The organism is Amycolatopsis sp. cmx-4-83 (genome assembly GCF_046548815.1).
Classification (GTDB): domain Bacteria; phylum Actinomycetota; class Actinomycetes; order Mycobacteriales; family Pseudonocardiaceae; genus Amycolatopsis; species Amycolatopsis pretoriensis_A.
The window spans coordinates 96,999-114,248 of the sequence record NZ_JAEBEF010000002.1; the positions used below are offsets into that span (position 1 = coordinate 96,999).

Annotated in this window: 20 protein-coding genes; 6 read left to right on the forward strand and 14 right to left on the reverse strand. The window is 71.9% G+C overall.

Going from position 1 to position 17,250, the window contains the following annotated elements:
* The first annotated feature begins 1,100 nt into the window (after positions 1 to 1,100).
* Positions 1,101 to 1,919, forward strand: coding sequence for an ECF transporter S component (locus tag ACLJQM_RS05410; RefSeq protein ID WP_360779491.1), 819 nt, complete (start codon positions 1,101 to 1,103; stop codon positions 1,917 to 1,919).
* Here ACLJQM_RS05410 and ACLJQM_RS05415 read toward each other — a convergent pair.
* Together ACLJQM_RS05415 and ACLJQM_RS05420 are read right to left on the reverse strand one after the other, a co-directional pair.
* On the reverse strand, positions 1,910 to 2,764 hold the full coding sequence (locus ACLJQM_RS05415; RefSeq protein WP_281506208.1) for a 3-hydroxybutyryl-CoA dehydrogenase: 855 nt from the start codon (positions 2,762 to 2,764) through the stop codon (positions 1,910 to 1,912). The genes ACLJQM_RS05410 and ACLJQM_RS05415 overlap by 10 nt on opposite strands.
* Positions 2,765 to 2,869: 105 nt before the next feature.
* A complete protein-coding gene (locus ACLJQM_RS05420; RefSeq protein WP_247016920.1) occupies positions 2,870 to 3,058 on the reverse strand; it encodes a DUF3073 domain-containing protein in 189 nt (62 codons plus the stop codon).
* A 207-nt stretch (positions 3,059 to 3,265) separates the two neighbouring features.
* Here ACLJQM_RS05420 and ACLJQM_RS05425 point away from each other — a divergent pair, with 207 nt between their 5' ends.
* Positions 3,266 to 4,162: a hypothetical protein gene (locus tag ACLJQM_RS05425; RefSeq protein ID WP_247016922.1), complete on the forward strand. Its 897-nt coding sequence runs from the start codon at positions 3,266 to 3,268 to the stop codon at positions 4,160 to 4,162.
* A 121-nt stretch (positions 4,163 to 4,283) separates the two neighbouring features.
* On the opposite strand, the gene ACLJQM_RS05430 is transcribed toward ACLJQM_RS05425, so the two are convergent.
* The 3 genes from ACLJQM_RS05430 to ACLJQM_RS05440 are packed head-to-tail and all read right to left on the reverse strand — an operon-like array spanning position 4,284 to position 6,965.
* Entirely contained in the window at positions 4,284 to 5,219 is a 936-nt protein-coding gene (locus tag ACLJQM_RS05430) for an asparaginase (protein ID WP_247016924.1), read from the reverse strand.
* Positions 5,216 to 5,785, reverse strand: coding sequence for an aerial mycelium formation protein (locus ACLJQM_RS05435; protein WP_247016926.1), 570 nt, complete (start codon positions 5,783 to 5,785; stop codon positions 5,216 to 5,218). Before ACLJQM_RS05435 ends, ACLJQM_RS05430 begins: the two co-directional genes overlap by 4 nt.
* Before the next feature lie 49 nt (positions 5,786 to 5,834).
* Positions 5,835 to 6,965, reverse strand: coding sequence for a YgfZ/GcvT domain-containing protein (locus ACLJQM_RS05440; protein WP_410630339.1), 1,131 nt, complete (start codon positions 6,963 to 6,965; stop codon positions 5,835 to 5,837).
* 31 nt (positions 6,966 to 6,996) lie between these two features.
* Here ACLJQM_RS05440 and ACLJQM_RS05445 point away from each other — a divergent pair, with 31 nt between their 5' ends.
* Complete coding sequence (locus ACLJQM_RS05445; protein WP_410630340.1) at positions 6,997 to 7,845, forward strand: aminodeoxychorismate lyase; 849 nt, start codon at positions 6,997 to 6,999, stop codon at positions 7,843 to 7,845.
* Here ACLJQM_RS05445 and ACLJQM_RS05450 read toward each other — a convergent pair.
* The 9 genes from ACLJQM_RS05450 to ACLJQM_RS05490 form a co-directional block, all read right to left on the reverse strand.
* Positions 7,824 to 8,243, reverse strand: coding sequence for a hypothetical protein (locus ACLJQM_RS05450; protein ID WP_247016932.1), 420 nt, complete (start codon positions 8,241 to 8,243; stop codon positions 7,824 to 7,826). The two genes, ACLJQM_RS05445 and ACLJQM_RS05450, sit on opposite strands and share 22 nt — an antisense overlap.
* A gap of 98 nt (positions 8,244 to 8,341) precedes the next feature.
* A complete protein-coding gene (locus ACLJQM_RS05455) occupies positions 8,342 to 9,190 on the reverse strand; it encodes a biotin-dependent carboxyltransferase family protein (RefSeq protein ID WP_410630341.1) in 849 nt (282 codons plus the stop codon).
* The gene (locus tag ACLJQM_RS05460) at positions 9,187 to 9,783 is read right to left on the reverse strand and encodes a 5-oxoprolinase subunit B family protein (RefSeq protein WP_360779511.1); all 597 of its coding nucleotides are present in this window, start codon (positions 9,781 to 9,783) and stop codon (positions 9,187 to 9,189) included. Before ACLJQM_RS05460 ends, ACLJQM_RS05455 begins: the two co-directional genes overlap by 4 nt.
* Before the next feature lie 5 nt (positions 9,784 to 9,788).
* Positions 9,789 to 10,403: an FABP family protein gene (locus tag ACLJQM_RS05465; protein WP_360779513.1), complete on the reverse strand. Its 615-nt coding sequence runs from the start codon at positions 10,401 to 10,403 to the stop codon at positions 9,789 to 9,791.
* A gap of 269 nt (positions 10,404 to 10,672) precedes the next feature.
* On the reverse strand, positions 10,673 to 10,984 hold the full coding sequence (locus tag ACLJQM_RS05470; RefSeq protein WP_247016940.1) for a DUF1416 domain-containing protein: 312 nt from the start codon (positions 10,982 to 10,984) through the stop codon (positions 10,673 to 10,675).
* Positions 10,984 to 11,820: a sulfurtransferase gene (locus ACLJQM_RS05475; protein WP_247016942.1), complete on the reverse strand. Its 837-nt coding sequence runs from the start codon at positions 11,818 to 11,820 to the stop codon at positions 10,984 to 10,986. Before ACLJQM_RS05475 ends, ACLJQM_RS05470 begins: the two co-directional genes overlap by 1 nt.
* 30 nt (positions 11,821 to 11,850) lie before the next feature.
* Positions 11,851 to 12,282, reverse strand: a complete 432-nt coding sequence (locus tag ACLJQM_RS05480; RefSeq protein ID WP_247016944.1) for a DUF4395 domain-containing protein — start codon at positions 12,280 to 12,282, stop codon at positions 11,851 to 11,853.
* Positions 12,283 to 12,543: 261 nt separating this feature from the next.
* A complete protein-coding gene (locus ACLJQM_RS05485; RefSeq protein WP_360779519.1) occupies positions 12,544 to 12,972 on the reverse strand; it encodes a TlpA family protein disulfide reductase in 429 nt (142 codons plus the stop codon).
* A gap of 12 nt (positions 12,973 to 12,984) precedes the next feature.
* Positions 12,985 to 13,881, reverse strand: a complete 897-nt coding sequence (locus ACLJQM_RS05490) for a DUF2993 domain-containing protein (protein ID WP_247016948.1) — start codon at positions 13,879 to 13,881, stop codon at positions 12,985 to 12,987.
* A 152-nt stretch (positions 13,882 to 14,033) separates the two neighbouring features.
* Between ACLJQM_RS05490 and ACLJQM_RS05495 the strand changes: the two genes are divergently transcribed.
* The 3 genes from ACLJQM_RS05495 to pstS all read left to right on the forward strand — a co-directional run bounded on the left by ACLJQM_RS05495 (position 14,034) and on the right by pstS (position 17,106).
* Positions 14,034 to 14,777, forward strand: a complete 744-nt coding sequence (locus tag ACLJQM_RS05495; RefSeq protein ID WP_247016950.1) for a winged-helix domain-containing protein — start codon at positions 14,034 to 14,036, stop codon at positions 14,775 to 14,777.
* 67 nt (positions 14,778 to 14,844) lie between these two features.
* Positions 14,845 to 15,750 carry a mycothiol synthase gene (mshD, locus tag ACLJQM_RS05500; protein ID WP_410630342.1) on the forward strand — a complete coding sequence of 302 codons (906 nt, stop codon included), beginning with the start codon at positions 14,845 to 14,847 and terminating at the stop codon, positions 15,748 to 15,750.
* Between the two features lie 225 nt (positions 15,751 to 15,975).
* Complete coding sequence (pstS, locus tag ACLJQM_RS05505) at positions 15,976 to 17,106, forward strand: phosphate ABC transporter substrate-binding protein PstS (protein WP_247016955.1); 1,131 nt, start codon at positions 15,976 to 15,978, stop codon at positions 17,104 to 17,106.
* The last annotated feature ends 144 nt before the right edge of the window (positions 17,107 to 17,250 follow it).

The window sequence follows — 17,250 nt, forward strand, 5'->3', positions numbered from 1 at the left end:
GTCGCCTCGCGCCCGCCCGCACCACCCGGTGCCGCCGCCCGGCTCGGGTGGGTCCCGAGGGTCGCTTCGAAGCGGTCCCTGCCATCCGGCGCGACAACGTGGCTCGCTGCTGCCGCACGGGCCGCAGCGCGGCCCGCGCCGCCCGGCGGACGGAGCGCGGCGGCCCATCCAGGTGTGCTCGGCGCGGCAACGCGGCCCGGTGCCGTCGCGCGGACTCCTGCGGAGTGGCCCGCGCCATCCGGTGCACCGAGCGGCGGCCTGCGGCCGACCCCCGCGCGATTCAGCGCGGCTGGCCACCCCGGCGGGCTCGGCGCGGCAACGCGGGCCGGTGCTGTGGTGCGGGTTGCCGCGGAGTTGTCCGCGCCATCCGGCGGATCGAGCGCGGCGGGTCGTCCGAGTGGGCCTGGTGCGGCAACGCGGGCCGGTGCTGTGGTGCGGGTTGCCGCGGAGTTGGCCGCGCCATCCGGCGGATCGAGCGCGGCGGGTCGACCACGTGTGCCCGGCGCGGCAACGCGGTCCGGTGCTGTGGTGCGGGTTGCCGCGGAGTTGGCCGCGCCATCCGGTGCACCGAGTGCGGCGGGTCGACCACGTGTGCCTGGTGCGGCAACGCGGGCCGGTGCTGTGGCGCGGGTTGCCGCGGAGTTGCCCGCGCCATCCGGCGAATCGAGCGCGGCGGGTCGTCCGAGTGGGCCTGGTGCGGCAACGCGGCCGGGTGCTGTGGCGCGGGCTGTAGCAGAGCGGCCCGCACCACCCGGTGCACCGAGCGCGGGTCGTCCGAGCGGGCCCGGCGCGGCAACATGGCCGGGTGCTGTGGCGCGGGCTGCCGCAGAGCGGCCCGCACCACCCGGTGCACCGAGCGCGGGTCGTCCGAGCGGGCCCGGCGCGGCAACATGGCCCGGTGCCGTCGCGCGGGCTGCGGAGCCGACCGCGCCATCCGCTGCGCCGAGAGGTGGCCTGCGCCAGGCCCCCGCACAATTCAGCGCGGCGGGCCACCCAAGCGCGCCCGGCGCAGCACCAACCCGCGGCCGAGCCGGGGCGGCCACCAACGCAGAGCCGCCCCGAACTGCCCGAGCCCCCGAAGCGGCAGCGAAGGCGGCGCCATGACCGGCTTCCTCCCGCCGAAGCCCCGCACCATCCGGCTCACCCCCAGGCCCGCGCTGGTCCTCACCACCGCGAGCCTCCTCGGGCTGGCCATGTTCTGCTGGCCCCTCTTCGCCAACCCCCGGCCCACCGCCGCCGCCCACACCGCGGATGCGCCGTTCGTCTTCATGGCTACCCTGCCGGTGCTGATCCTCGTCGTCCTCGCCGAGCTGTCCCGCGGCGGCATCGACGCCAAAGCGCTCGCGCTCCTCGGCGTGCTCTCCGCTGTCAACGCCGGCCTGCGGCCGCTCGGTGCCGGTACCGGGGGCATCGAGCTGGTGTTCTTCCTGCTCGTGCTCGCCGGCCGCGTGTTCGGGCCAGGGTTCGGGTTCGTTCTGGGCTCGACGTCGCTGTTCACCAGCGCGTTGCTCACCGCCGGGGTCGGGCCGTGGTTGCCGTTCCAGATGCTCGCGTCGTCGCTCATCGGGCTCGGGGCCGGGTTGCTGCCGCGGGCGCGTGGTAAAGCCGAAATCGCGATGCTCGTCGCGTACGGCGTGTTCGCGGCCTACTTCTTCGGGCTGCTGATGAGCCTGTGGTCGTGGCCGTTCCTCGCCGGGGACAGCACGCAGCTCGGCTTCGTGCCGGGGGCGCCGCTACCGGAGAACCTGCACCGGTTCGCCGTCTACACCGTGCTGACCTCGACGCTCGGCTGGGACACCGGGCGCGCGATCACCAACGCCGTCGCGATCGTGCTGCTCGGGCCGGCCATCCTCGCCGTCCTGCGGCGGGCGGCCCGGCGCGCGGCTTTCGACGCGCCCGTGACCTTCGATCAGCCGTAGGAGTAGAAGCCGCGGCCGGTCTTCTTGCCGAGCAGGCCCGCGTCCACCATGCGCAGCAGCAGCGGCGGCGACGAGTACAGCGGCTCCTTGAACTCCGCGTACATCGAGTCCGCGATGGCCTTGATCGTGTCCAGCCCGATCAGGTCGGACAGCCGCAGCGGGCCCATCGGGTGGGCGGTGCCCAGCTCCATGCCGCGGTCGATGTCCTCGGCCGAGGCGAAGCCCGACTCGATCATGCGGATCGCCGAGAGCAGGTACGGCACCAGCAGCGAGTTCACGATGAAGCCGGCGCGGTCCTGCGAGCGGATCACGGTCTTGCCCAGCGCCGTCGTCGCGTGTTCCTCCGCGCGACGGGCGGTCTCGTCGCTCGTCAGCAGCGAGGGGACCAGCTCCACCAGCGGCAGCACCGGCACCGGGTTGAAGAAGTGGATGCCGACCACCTGCTGCGGCCGGCTCGTCGCCATGCCCAGCTTCATGATCGGGATCGACGACGTGTTGGACGCGAACACCGCGTCCTCGGCCTCGACGATCTTGTCGAGCTGGCGGAAGACGTCGACCTTCGCCTGCTCCTGCTCGAGGATCGCCTCGACGACCAGCTCGCGGTCGGCGAACTCGGCGATGTCGGTCGTGAACCGGACCCGGCCCAAAGCCGCGTCGGCGTCCTCGGCGGACAGCTTGCCGCTCTTGACGCCGCGCTGGAGCGACTTCTCGATGCGGGCCTTGCCCGCGTCGAGCGCCGGCTGGTTCACCTCGGTGACCACCACGTCCAACCCGGCCCTGGCGTGCACCTCGGCGATGCCGGAACCCATGAGTCCCGCTCCGACGACACCAATCCGACTTACCACCGGCTCACTCCTTCATCGCTTCGCAGGCCCGTTCTTGGGCAGCACACAGCGCGCGAGGGCGGTGCCGGATTGTGTCCGGCTTCGCCCTCGCGCGGTTACGCGTGCTCAACGGCGGTACTCGTCGTACCCGTCGTCGTACGGGTCTTGATCATCGCTGTCGGACTCCTCGTAATGACCGCTGGAGGAGTTACTCGACAGCTCGCGCTGCAAAGCATCGAAGTCGGTCTCGTGCGAGCTGTACTTGAGCTCGCGCGCCACCTTCGTCTGCTTGGCCTTAGCCCGGCCGCGCCCCATGGCTCGACCCCCTCGCACAGGGGCGGGGCGGCCGGGGGAATCGGCGGCCCCGCATCGTCTCGACAATTCTTTCCTGCTCACACCGTACCGTGTCCGGGGGGTTCGATGCGACGTGGCACGGTGTGCCGGTGGTGACAGTGTCGGCCGGACACCGGTTACCGGCCGGTCGCTGACGATCGGTGCAGGTAGACGTGCCACGATCTACCCGTGCTCCGTCCCTTCGTGGCCTACCTCCGGGTGTACGAACCCCTGCCCGCGCTGGGCGACCCGCCGGACGATCGGCTGCGCGCGGCCGTCGCGGCGGCCAAGCTGCGGCGGACGGACGCGGGGGTCCGCGAGCAGGCCATGTGGCTCAAGTCACAGGTCGCCGCCCCGCGGCGGCTGCTGCCCGCCGAGCTCGCCGACGGCCGTCCCGCGCCGAGCCTGCTGACCGACGTCCTGGTCCTCGACCCGGCGGACGTCCCGGGCGGCAAGGCCGAAGCCGGCCCGCTCGTCTGCCCGCTGGAGCTGCGCGCCCGTTCGGCGGCCGCGCTGGTCACCTTCCTGGGCGACGCGCACCCGGCGCTGAAGAACGTCGTCCTCGACGAAGGCGGCTTCACCCAGGAGACGATCCGCGCCCGCACCAAGTCGGCGATGGTGGACCTGAGCACGTCGGCGGCCCACACGCTGTCGACGACGTGGACGGTCCCGCTGCCCTGGTTCGTGCTGATCGACCCGGACGACCGCCGCCTGATCCTGGGTACCGGCCGCGACGACCCGAAGCGCGAACTCTCCTGGCGCGCGACGCTCGCCGACGCCCAGCACCGCGCCCGCGAGGCCGGTGAGCTGCTGGAACAGACCTTCGGCGACTCCGGACCGGGCCGGGTCCTCTTCGAAACCCGCCGCTGGCTGGACAACTTCCACCCCGATTCGGTGATCGAGCTCGACTACGGCGGCCTGGTCCAGCTCTTCGCGGACGCGGTCCTGGAAGCCGACAACACGGCGGACGAGGTCCACGACATCCTGGACGCGCTGCGCTCGGGCAACGTGGAGGAGCTGGCCGAGCTGTTCTCGGACCTGCGCGAGTTCTGGGGCGACCTGGCCGCCCGCGAACACTCGAACTGACCCGGGCGCGCGCCGCGGGACCGGCCGCGGCGACGCTGCCCACCGCAGCGACGCTGCCCACCGCAGCCGCGCTGCCCACCGCAGCCGCGCCGCCCTCGGTCGCTGCCGCTACCGGCGGGCGTCAGCCGCGCAGTTCCGGGACCCGGATCTCGCCCACCGGGCGGCCGCCGCCCAGGATCGTCCCGGTGGCCGGCTCCGGCAGCCCGGAAACGTCGACCCCCAGGTAGCGCAGGGCCGCCACCGCCAGCGGGGCGCACGCTCGCTTGGTGCCGTCGTCGATCTTGATCGCCACCGCGAACCCGTCCGGCAACGCGAAGGCCTGGACGCCCTCCGCCCCGGCCTTGGACACCAGACCGTCCACCGCGGACATCAGGTCGGTGTCCTCGCGGCCGGTGCCGCCGACCAGCCACGGGTGCGCGCGCATCGCCGTCGCAACCTGACGCGCAGGACCGTCCGGGGCCGAGGCCACCCGGCCGAACGCGCGGGCCAGACCCGTCAGCGAGAACGCGAACAGCGGGGCTCCGCAGCCGTCGACACCCGTGTGGGCGATCGGCTCGGCCGTCAGCTCCGCCACCGCCGCCGCGATCTCCTGCTGAAGCGGGTGGTCCGGGGCTTCGTAACCCGACGTCGGCCAGCCCGCGCGGAGGCACGTCGTCAGCATCGCCGTGTGCTTGCCGGAGCAGTTCATCATCACGCGGCGGGGCTCGGCCGCGTCGCGCATGCTCGGGACGTGCAGCGGGAAGTCCGGTGGGCACGCCAGGTCGTCTTCGTGCAGGCCGGCCGCTTCCAGCAGCTCGAGGACCCGCTTCACGTGGCCCGGCTCGCCGGAGTGCGAGGCGCACGCCAGTGCCAGGTCTTCGCCGTCGAAGTCCAGGCCCGCGCGCAGCATGCCGACCGCCTGCAGCGGCTTGTTCGACGAGCGCGGGAACACCGGCGAGGTCACGTCGCCCAGTGCCAGGCGGGCTTCGCCCTCGGGGCCGGTAACCACGAGCGCGCCGCGGTGGACGCTCTCGACGAATCCGGATCGGACGACTTCGGCGAGGACGGGGTTGGTCACGGGGCCTCGCCGCGTCCGCGCTCGCTCTCCAGCAGCTCGTCCACAGTGGCCGATCCCTGTTGGTAGCGCTTCGCGATTTCCGCGTTCAGCGTGTCCATCACGCCCTGGACCTCGCGCCGGAAGGACGACACCGACAGCTCTTCGCTCGCGTAGGTGTCCAAAGCGGAGGCGAGCTTGTCGTCCGAGAGGGACCCGACGTCGGTCAGGTCCGTGTCGCCGATCAGGGCTTCCGCGTGCCGGCGGTGCTCGCCCGCGCGGGACGGCTCCAGCTGCTGGTGGCGGCCCGAACCAGCGGCCGGGCCCAGCGCGTTGTCGGCCAGGATCGTCGCCAGCTGGTCGACGATGCTGGCCTCGCCGCCGGAACTGCGCCGCGTCTGCTCCGCGCGCACGATGTCGATCCGCGCGTGCAGGAGCCGGCGCAGGTAGGACAGGTCCGTCTCTTCCTGCGCGGCTTCGTCACGCCGCTCGCGCAGCACCTTCAACGGCAGTTCGCCCAAGCCGCTGAGGTACCCCGGGCCGAGCACGCGGTCGATCCGCCGCCTGCCGCCGGGCCGCACTTCGATCACAGCGCAGTTTATCCCGGTTGAGCGTGATCTCGCTGTCAGGGGCTTTCGTTCAGCCACGGAGTTGCGCCGCCGCCGCCCGTCCCGGGGCCGGGAGTTCCGACGGCACCGAGTCCGGGTCGATCGCCGCCTGGACGAGGTTGTCCTCCGCACCCGCCAGCAGCTCCGCGCCGACCGGCGTCGAGCGCTTGACCAGTGCCAACGCGATCGGGCCGAGCTCGTGGTGCTGGATGACCGTGCCGATCCGGCCGACCGTCCGGCCGTCGAGCAGCAGCGGGTCGCCGGGCTCCGGTGTGACCTCGGGCGAGCCGTCCAGGTGGAGCAGCAGCAGGTTCCGCGGCGGGCGTCCCACGTTGTGGACCTTCGACACCGTCTCCTGGCCGCGGTAGCAGCCCTTCGCGACGTGCGCGGCCGAGCCGACCCAGCCCACCTCGTGCGGGATCGTGCGGTCGTCAGTGTCCACGCCCAGCCGGGGCCGCAGCGACTCGACGCGCAGGGCGTCGAACACCCAGCTGCCCGCCGCCCGCGCGCCCGCGTCCGTCAGCCGCTTCCACCAGTCGGGCAGCGCCGCGCGCGGCACCGCCAGGTCCACGCTGGAGCGGCCCGGCCACGGCATCCGCCGGACGAAACCGCCCCCCGGCAGCGCCGCGACCGCGTACGGCTCCGGCCCGACCTCGGCGCCGACCGCGCTCAGCACGCGCTCGGCGTCCGGGCCGAGCACGGTGAGCAGCGCGAACTCGCCGGTCGCGTCGCGGATGTCCACCTTGGACCAGAACTTCATCGCTTCGAGGTACTCGAGCAGCGTCTGGGGGCCGCCCTTGGGGAGCGCGCTGGTGACGCGCGGGCCCGGGTCGGTGTCGAGGTACACGGTGCCGTCGACGTGCGCGACCACCATGTGCGTCTCGACGCGGCCCTGGCTGTCCAGCACCAGCGCCTCGGTGCCGGAGCCCTCGGCGAGCCCGGTCACGTGCTGCGAGATGACCAGGTGCAGCCACGAGAGCCGTTCTTCACCGGTGACGGTGAGGAACTCGCGGTGCGAGCGGTCGATCACGACCACGCCGCGCGAGGCCGTGCGCTGCTCCGCGAAGGGGTCTCCCCAGTGCCAGGGGACGCCGGCTTCGGGGTGATCGTCAGGCGGAGGAATGGATCCGGGCACGTCCAGCAGCGGCGAGCGGTACGGCATACCGCCCAGCCTAGGTGAGTACCGTGGCCGCATGCGCGTGCTCGTCTTCCTCGACGGAACCCCGGCCGACCCCGAAGCCGCCCAGATCAAGGTCGACGACCTCGGTCTGCTGCGCGGCGACGGCGTCTTCGAGACCATCCTCGTCGTCGGCGGCCGGCCCCGCGAACTGCGCCCGCACCTCGAGCGGCTGGCCCGGTCGGCGGCCATGCTCGACCTGCCGGAGCCCGACCTCGACGCCTGGGAGCGGGTTGTTTCGGCCGTGCTCGAAAGGTGGACCGGCGGGCCCGAAATGACGCTGAAACTGGTGTACACCAGGGGAGCCGACGGCGACCCCGCCGCGCGGCCGACCGGGTTCGCGCTCGGTGCCGAGGTGCCGCCGTCGATCTTGAAGGCCCGCGCGGACGGCGTCTCCGCGGTCACCCTCGACCGCGGTTTCCCGCCGGACCTCGCCGAGCGCGCGCCCTGGCTGCTGCTCGGCGCGAAGCCGTTGTCGTACGCGATGAACATGGCCGCGGTGCGCGAAGCGGGCCGCCGCGGTGCCGAAGATGTGATTTTCACCGCCGCCGACGGCTCGATCTTCGAAGGGCCGACGTCGACCGTCGTGCTGGCGAAGGGCCGGACGCTCTACACGCCGCCGTCGAGCATCGGCATCCTGCCGGGCACCACCCAGGCTGCGCTGTTCCGCGGCGCCGAAAAGGCGGGCTGGACGACCAAGGTGGAGCCGCTGGCGGTCCGCGACCTCGTCGAGGGCGACGGCGTCTTCATGGCTTCCAGCGTGCGGAAGCTGACCCGCGTGCACACGCTGGACGGCGAGCGCCTGCCCGACTCCTCGGCCGTGTACACCGAGCTCGTGGCGGCTTACGAGGGCGAGTACGCCTGAGTGATCCGCACGACCGCCGGCGCGACGGCTTCGGCCCGGTACGCGGCGATCTTGTGGTGGCCGTCGACGATCAGCTCGCGTTCGCCGACGGCCAGCACCACCGCGACCGGCCGGTGCCCGGTGCGGATGGCGGTCCGGTAGTACCCGACGCGGGCCTCGTCGGACGGCGGCCAGACGTCGGTCGGCGTCAGCTCCTGGTCGGCGGCGAGCCGTTCCGGGCCGCTCACGCGGTAGTCGCCGTCGACGAGCAGGTCGAGGACGGGCCCGAGCGTGGTGGCCAGCGGGCGGCGCAGCTGCCCGGTCGCGAGTGCGATCCGCAGCGATTGCGGGAGCTCCGCGCGCGCCTGCGTGTTCACGTCGAGGAAACCCGTGCCACCGCTGATCGTCACCTGTTCCACAGCTATCAGGACGGGTGACGGCGCGACATGGTTCCAGCCCCTACCCGGACGGGTGCACCGGGTGACTCCGGTCTCACCTGCCTGGCGGTACCGGACTTTCAGGACATCCGGAAGCGGACGCGGGTGCCCGGCCGGGTCTGCGCGAGCGCGCTCAGCGCCGTCGCGCGGACGACGGCCGCGACGGGGTAGCCGCCGGTGGTCGGGTGGTCGGCGAGAAACACCACCGGCCGTCCGTTCGGCGGCACCTGGATCGCGCCCGTGAGGACGCCTTCGCTGGGCAGCTCGCCGTCGATCGCGCGGCGCAGCGGGGTCCCGTCGAGGCGCAGGCCGACGCGGTTCGACTCGGCCGTGACCGTCCACCACGCCGAGAGCCCGCCGGCGGCGTCGTCGAGCCAGTCGTCGCGCGGGCCCAGCGTCACGGGCACGACCAGCTCGCCCGGCGCGGGCACGGGGACGACGACGTCCGCGCCCGCCGGGATTCCCGTGGGCGAGCCGAGCGGGAGCACGTCGCCGGCGTGCAGCGGTTCGGGCCCGATACCGGACAGGACGTCCCGGGATCGGCTGCCCAGCACCGGTTCGACGGCGATGCCGCCGGACACCGCGAGGTAGCAGCGCAGCCCGGTCGTCGGGGTGCCGATCGCCAACGTCTGCCCGGCGCGGACCGGAACGGGCGTGTGGGAGCCGAAAGCCCGGCCGTCGACGGAAACCGGGACCGCCGGGCCGGTGACGGCGACGGTCGCCGGGGCCGTGAACCGCACCGAGAGGCCGCCGAGCAGGGCTTCGATCCCCGCGGCGGCTTCGGCGTTGCCCACCAGGCGGTTCGCGAGCCGCAGCGACGCCGTGTCGAGGGCTCCCGAAGGGGCGACGCCGAGGTGGGCGTAGCCGGGCCGGCCGAGGTCCTCGACCAGCGCGTACCGGCCCGGGTCCAGGACTTCCAGGCTCCTCATCGGACGCTCCGGAAGCGGACGCGGTCGCCCGGCGCGAACAACGCCGGGGGGTCCGCGTGCGGGTCGAACAGCGTCGCCGGCGTGTGCCCGAGCAGCCGCCAGCCACCCGGCGATTCACGCGGGTAGACGCCGGTGAACTCGCCGGCCAGCCCGACCGAGCCGGCCGGGACGCGGGTCCGCGGCGACTCCAGCCGCGGCTGGCGCAGGGGTTCCGGCAGGCCGGTCAGGTAGCCGAAGCCGGGCGCGAACCCGGTGAACGCGACCGTGTAGACGGCCCCGGTGTGCAGCTCGACGACGGCGTCCGCGGAGATCCCGGCGTCCGACGCGATCAGCTCGAGGTCCTCGCCGTCGTAGCGGACGTCGAGGGTGACTTCGCGCGGCTCGCCGGCGGGCGGGTGGGTCAGGTCGGCGCCGTCGAGCAGTGCCCGCACCGCGGCGACGTCCCCGACGACCAGCAGGCTGCGCGCGCCCGGGACGAGGTCGACGACCCCCGCGGGGCGGGCGGCCAGGACGGTCGCGTGCGCGGCCCGCAGCTGCTCGAGGGAGTCGCAGTCGAGCAGGGCGGCGTCCTCGCCGCACCGCCGCCAGCGCACCGGCGTCAGCCGACGACGCGGTGCAGCAGGGCGGAGCTGTGGGGCTGCATCTCCTGGCCGACCATCGCGCGCTCCTCGACGTAGCCGAGGGAGCCGTCGATCAGGCCGTACAGCCGCTGGGCGGCCGTGACGTCCTTCGCCGTGGCCGTGCGGACCACCGCGTCGGTGCCGAGCTCCCAGGACGTCTGGTTGCGCGGCTTGCCGTAGTACAGCTCGACGATGCCGGTGTTGTGCGTGAGCAGCAGCTCGATGGTGTCGTCCTCCTGCGGCCGCCAGAACCCGGACTCGCGGGCGGCGGGGCGGACGACGTTGCCGTCGTCGTCGAGCAGCCAGGCCCGGGCCTCGTGGATCAGGAACGGACGGCCGTCGTGCGAGATCGTGAGCTGCTGCGCGAACTTGCGCGGGCCGTCGATGGTCGGGTAGTCGACCTCGCCTTCACCGCGCCACACGCCGACGAGCGGCAGCAACGCGAGGCAGGCGTCGTTGAGGTTGGCCCCTTCGCGCAGGTTCGCGGTGTCGTTGGGGATGGGCAGGTCGTCCCACAGCGGGAGGTTGCGCGCCCGGGTGCTCTCCGCGCGCACCTCCGCTGCCGCGATGGCTTCGTCGCCGCTGGCCGTCATGGGTCAGCGCTGGTCCGCGTAGAGCCGGTAGACGACGTACACGGCGAACCAGGTGATCGCGATGCCCGCCAGCACCAGCAGGGTCGTAAACAGGATTTCCACGCCTCGGAGGATAGTCCGACCGGCCCCACGCGGCCCGGCGCAGGGTCGCCGCGGTGAGCACGGTCACCGACAGCAGGACCAGCCCGGCCACCGCCACGGCCGAAAAGCCGTGAGGGGCACCCTCATGGACTCGAAGCCCATGAGGGTGCCCCTCACGACGAACGAACTCAGGCGACCGAGATCGCCAGCTGGTGCACGCCGGGGCCGTCGGCCGAGACCGACGCTTCGCCGTTGCCGGTGCGGTGCAGGGCGCGGACCGTCCAGTCGCCCGGCGCCGCGTAGAAGCGGAAGTCGCCGTCGGCCGAGGAGACCACCTCGCCGGTGAAGTCGCCGCCGCCGTCGAGGAGGCGGACGAAGGCGCCGCCGACCGGCCCGTTCTCGCCCGTCACCTTGCCGGCCAGCACGACCTGGCCGCGCGTGTCGTAGTCCGCCGGCGTGGCCACCTGGGCCGGTGCGCCGCAGCTGTCGTCAACCGCCATCACTTAGCTCCCAACTCGACCGGCACGCCGACGAGCGAGCCGTATTCCGTCCATGAACCGTCGTAGTTCTTGACGTCCTCGTAGCCCAGCAGCTCGTGGAGCGCGAACCACGCGATCGAGGAGCGCTCGCCGATGCGGCAGTAGGCGATGGTGCCCTTGCCCTCGTCGATGCCCTCGTCCTTGTACAGCTCCTTGATCTCTTCCTCGGTCTTGAAGGTGCCGTCCTCGTTGGCGACCTTCGCCCACGGCACGTTCAGCGCGCCGGGGATGTGACCGGGAACCTGGGACTGCTCCTGCGGCAGGTGCGCCGGGGCGAGCAGCTTGCCGGAGAACTCGTCCGGGGACCGCACGTCGACGAAGTTCTTCGCGCCGATCGACTGGACGACCTCGTCGCGGAAGGCGCGCAGGGTCAGGTCCTGGTCCTGCGCCTTGTACTCGGTCGCGGCGCGCTTGACCTCGTCGGAGTTCAGCTCGCGGCCGTCGAGCTCCCACTTCTTGCGGCCGCCGTCGAGCAGCGCGACCTTTTCGTGGCCGTACAGCTTGAAGTACCAGTACGCGTACGCGGCGAACCAGTTGTTGTTGCCGCCGTAGAGGACGACGAGGTCGTCGTTCCCGATCCCCTTCTCCGACAGGAGCTTCTCGAAGCCCTCCTTGGAGACGAAGTCGCGGCGCACCCCGTCCTGCAGGTCGTTCCGCCAGTCGAACTTCACCGCGCCCCGGATGTGGCCGGCGTCGTAGGCGGTGGTGTCCTCGTCGACCTCGGCGAACACGACGCCGGGGGTGTCCAGGTTCTCCTCGGCCCACTGAGTGGTGACCAGGACGTCTTCACGGCTCATGGAACGGACTCTCTTTCTGGGGTTGAACTTTCAGGACGCGCGGGCGGGGGTGAAGCGCTTGATGAGCAAGAACATTTCGCAGCCGAGGCAGAAGTCGAAGGCGGCGTTGAGGAAGGCGGCGAACAGCGCGAACGCCGTCGCGACGATGCCGAGCGGGGTGAGCCCGGTGGCGAAGCCGATCGTGCCGACCAGTGCGAACACGAACCCGACGGCCTGCGCGAACCGCAGCGGCGCCGCGTCCTCGCGCTCGTCGGTCGGGCCGAGGCGCGGGGCCACGAGCGTGCGGTACACGATCGAGTAGGGCGCCGGCTTGAGCCCGACGAAGGCGCCGATGGCGAACACGACGGTCTGCACCGCCAGCAGCGGCCACCACTCGGTGACCAGGACGACCGCGAGCACGATCGTGGTCAGGATGGCGGCGAACCGCGGGCCTCGCGGGTCGACGGCCGGTCCGGCGGACATGGATCCTCCAGCTGGAGCAGGGAGATTACGTGCGAACGGCACGCGTCAGCGGCATCAGGGCTGGCGGGGACGGGCGTGGTTCAGCGCCGGTCGGACGACGCGCGACACAGGCTGCTGCGGACGCGGCAGAGGTCTACTGCGCGTCGCTGCGTGAGGAACGTGCTCAGCCTGGTCACGGGTGCGAGCGTACCCAGCTCTCCCTCAGGGTGGGAACCACGTTCACACTCTGGGAGAAATCCCAATTCATGGGAAGGTCCCTGGTCAGGGCGTCCGAGTCGTGAGATGCGGCTGCAACGCGGCCAGCAGCTCGGGTCCTTTCGGGACGCCGCCGACGCGCAGCAGCTCCCGGCCGTCCGGGGTCAGCGCGATCGTGGTCGGCGTCCGCAGCACGGACAGCGACTGCGCGACCTCCGGCTGGTTCGTGACGTCGAGTTCGACGTGGTGCAGGCCGTCGGTCCGCTCGGCGAGCGGGGCGAGCACGGCCTTCGCGTGCCGGCAGGGCGCGCAGAAGGTGGTGGAGATCTGGACCAGCGTCACGGCGGACGCCGGGTCGAGGGCGGCGGCGACGGGACCGGGCAGCTCACGCACGGCGGGCTTCGCCTCGCGCACGCGCCCGTTGCGGGCCTTCAGCAGGACACCGACGGCCGCGGCGGCCACCAGCGTCGCCGCGAGCACCCACAGTCCCGTCACCGCACCGCTCCTCTACTTGCTCAGGTCCGCGAAGGACACATTGGTCGCTTCGCCCTTGATCGTGACCGATCCGCTCTGCACCCGCACGCCGGTCGGGGTGACCGACAGCGGCAGGTCCTTCGTGCTGATCGACGCCTTGAAGTTCGGCAGCAGCGCCTTCTGCACCGCCGCGGGGACGACCGTGGTCTCCTGGTCGTTCCCGAACTGCAGCCGCTTGGGGATGAAGTTGATCGTCCCGCCCTTCGCGTCGGCTTCGATCATCGCGAAGCAGAAGATTTCCAGATCCTTGCCCGCGAACTGAAGGTGTCCCGAAATGCGGACACCGGTGCTCGACTCGTCGACGGGCTGGCCGTCGGCCCCGGTCGTGGTGGTCGGCGCCGGCTCGCTCTGGCCGGCGTCGCCGTTCTCGACGTAGTCGGTGCTCGACGGCTCGATCCGCAGGTCCTTGATCTTGTCCAGCGGCGAGAGACGGGCCAGGTCGGCGGCCTTGATGGTGACCGCGCCGGTCAGCTCGCCGATGGTGATCGCCTTCGTGTTGCCCGAGGTGAGGTCGGACAGCGGCGCCGAGACGTTCTCCAGCTCGGCGTTCACCGCGACGTCCTGGAGCTTGTCCGCGACCGGGATGCCGGCGGCGGACACGCTGATGTGACTGTAGTCACCGCCGAGCGCCTGCGTGAGGAACGGGAAGCCGTGGATCGTCACCGACGGGTCGTCGGTCAGCTGCAGCTGCGTGCGGGCCTTCTGCGAGATCATGTGCTCGGCGTACGCGGCGGCCCCGAAATCGGCGCCGACCAGCAACAGCACCAGGACGACCAGTGCGATCACCCAGCGCCGGGCCCGGCGTCCGCGGCGCCGCGCGTCCGGCGTCGGTCCGGGTCGGTCGTCCCGGGTCACGGGCCTGCTCACCATCGCGTCCGTACTCCTGTTCGTCGGGTCCACCGGGGTTTCTCCAGGTGTGATCGATCCAGCAAGGGTTAGGTGCCGGGCGTTCGAGCCGCTATTCTCACTTAGCACCGAACAACGCCACCGAGCGGCGACGATTTGTGGAGGCGGTGCGGCTCATGAGCCTGGACCTTCTGGTGCTGACTGCGGAAGCCGACGCCACTGCGGTGCTTCCCGCGCTGGACCTGCTGCCGCACACCGTACGCGTCCGCCCGCCCGAGGTGACGGCCCTGCTCGACGCGGGCCACCGGGACGTCATCGTCCTCGACGCCCGCAGTGACCTGGCCTCGGCGAAGAGCCTCTGCCGGCTGCTCAAGGGCGCGGGTGAAGACGAGGCGGCCACGCCGATCATCGCCGTCGTCGGCGAGGGCGGCCTGGTGGCGGTCAGCGCCGAGTGGCGCACCGACGACATCCTCCTGCCGACCGCGGGCCCGGCCGAGGTCGACGCCCGGCTGCGGTTGGTCACCACGCGCGACGGCGGTTCCGCGCAGGTCGACGCCGAGCTGCGGGTCGGCGAGCTGGTCATCGACGAGGCGACCTACACCGCGCGCCTGCGCAAGCGCACCCTCGAGCTCACCTACAAGGAGTTCGAGCTGCTCAAGTACCTCGCCCAGCACGCCGGCCGGGTGTTCACCCGCGCCCAGCTGCTGCAGGAGGTCTGGGGCTACGACTTCTTCGGCGGCACGCGCACGGTCGACGTCCACGTCCGGCGGCTGCGCGCCAAGCTCGGTCCGGAGCACGAGCAGATGATCGGCACCGTGCGCAACGTCGGCTACAAGTTCGAGCGGCCGGCCAAGGCCGGCGTGCCCCGCCAGCCGGTCCCGGCCGAGGCGCCGGCGGAGACCCCCGAACTCGCGCACTGACACCACCACACTTCTCAGGACGCGGCGAGAACCGTCGCGTTGCCTCTCCCGCGGGTACGGTCGCAGGGTGAGTGGTGAAGGCGAGTGGCGGCAGGAACTGGACGAAAAGCAGCTCGAGGACGTCCGCGGGCTGCTGCTGGCCGTCCGCGAGGCCGACGGGCGGCCCGAAGTGGCGCCCGGCGGGCCGCTACCCGGCGAGTTCGACGGCGGTGAACACCTCGTCGCCTGCATCGACGACGACGTCGTCGGCTACGCCCACGTCGACACCACCGGTGACTCCTTCGGGCACCAGGTCGCGGAGCTCTTCGTGCACCCGGCCCATCGCAACCGCGGCTACGGCGCGAAGCTGCTTCAGGCGCTCGACGAGCGTGCCGCGGTCGGCTTCCGGATCTGGGCGCACGGCGACCACCCCGCCGCGCGGAAGCTGGCGCTGAAGACCGGCCTGGAGCGCAAGCGCGAGCTGCTGATCCTGCACACCGACGTCGAGGGCGCGGACTGGCCCGAGCCGGTGCTGCGCGACGGCGTCTCGCTGCGGACTTTCGTGCCGGGGCAGGACGAGGACGCCGTGGTCCGGGTGAACGCGCGGGCCTTCGACTGGCACCCCGAGCAGGGCGCGCTGACCGCCGACGACATCCGCGCCGACGAGCGCCGGCCGTGGTTCGACCCCGAGGGGTTCTTCCTCGCGGAAGAGCGCGGCGAAGTCATCGGCTTCCACTGGACAAAGGTGCACGAGGCCACCCCGGGCCGGTTCGGCGGCGAGCGCGTCGGCGAGGTCTACGTCGTCGGCGTCGACCCGGCGGCGCAGGGCGGCGGGCTCGGCCGGGCGCTGACCCTCGCCGGGCTGCGGTACCTCGCGAGCCGGGGGCTGGGCCAGATCATCCTGTACGTCGAGGGCGACAACGCCCCGGCGCTCGCGGTCTACACGAAGCTCGGGTTTTCCCGTCACGAAACCGACGTCCAGTACGGTCGGTGACCACGGTGGACGGGGTGCGAGCACCCCGTCACGGTGTGCGAACGCGCAGGTCACGGCGCGGACACGGCACCCTATCGGGGTAGTAGCACTGCTCACATCCGGAGCCTTGTTCACTTTTCGTTCACCTGGACAGGGGTGACCGTCCACCGGCGCTGCCTAATGTCCGGATCCGGCGCGGCAGCACGCCGCGACGACCCGGTCAAGCTCCTGATGGAGGAAACAGCAGTGAAGATCATGCGGCCCCTGAGCGCGGTGGGCATCGTCGCGAGCGCCGCCCTCGTGCTCGCCGCCTGTGGTTCCGACCCCGCGGCGACCAACAGCGGCAGCTCGAACTCGGCTTCGGCGCCCGCTGCGACCGGCACCGCCGCCGTGGAATGCGGTGGCAAGAGCCCGCTCTCCGCGGAAGGTTCGTCGGCCCAGAAGAACGCCATCGACATCTTCACGCAGCAGTACAGCAAGAAGTGCGCGGGCCAGCAGGTCAACTACAACCCGAGTGGCTCGGGCGCCGGCGTCAAGCAGTTCAACGCCAACCAGATCGACTTCGGCGGCTCGGACTCGCCGATCAAGGACGCCGACGCCGCGGCCGCCAAGGCCCGCTGCGCCAGCGACGCCTGGAACATCCCGCTGGTCGTCGGCCCGATCGCGGTCGCCTACAAGCTGTCCGGTGTGGACAAGCTGACGCTGACCCCGTCGGTGACCGCCAAGATCTTCAGCGGTGGCATCACCAAGTGGAACGACCCGGCCATCAAGGCGGTCAAGGGCAACGAGAGCCTGAACCTGCCGGACAAGGCCATCCAGGTCGTCTCGCGCGCCGACGAGTCGGGCACCACCGACAACTTCCAGAAGTACCTCGGCGCGGCCGCGAAGGCGGACTGGACCAAGGGCGCCGGCAAGAAGTTCAACGGTGGCGTCGGCAACGGTGCGCAGGGCTCCAACGGTGTCGCGACCGCGGTGAAGGCCTCCGACGGCGGCATCACCTACGTCGAGGGCGCGTTCGCCAAGGACGGCCTGACCCCGGCCCTCATCGACAGCGGCTCCGGCGGTGTCGAGCTCAACGCGGCGAACGTGGCGAAGTCACTGGACGCGGCGAAGTTCCTCAAGGACGGCTCGAACGACCTCGCGCTCGACCTCAACGGCATCTACGCCAGCAACACCGCGGGTGCCTACCCGCTGCTGCTGACGACCTACGAGATCGTCTGCTCGAAGTACGCGAACCCGGATGTCGCGAAGGCCGTCAAGGCGTTCCTGACGGTGGCCGCCACCGACGGTCAGCAGCCGCTGTCCGCCAAGGGCTACGTGCCGATCCCGCAGTCGCTGCAGACCAAGGTCCTGGCCGCCGTCAAGGCGATCTCCTGAACCGGCATTGCGACTGACATCCGAGTGATAGAGGCTGGTCAGAAGTAGCTGATGAGCGAGTCATCCTCGACGCGAACGCCCACCGGCGACCCCGGTGGGCGTTCGTCGTCCGCCACGACGCCCCCGGAGGTCCCGATTTCGGAG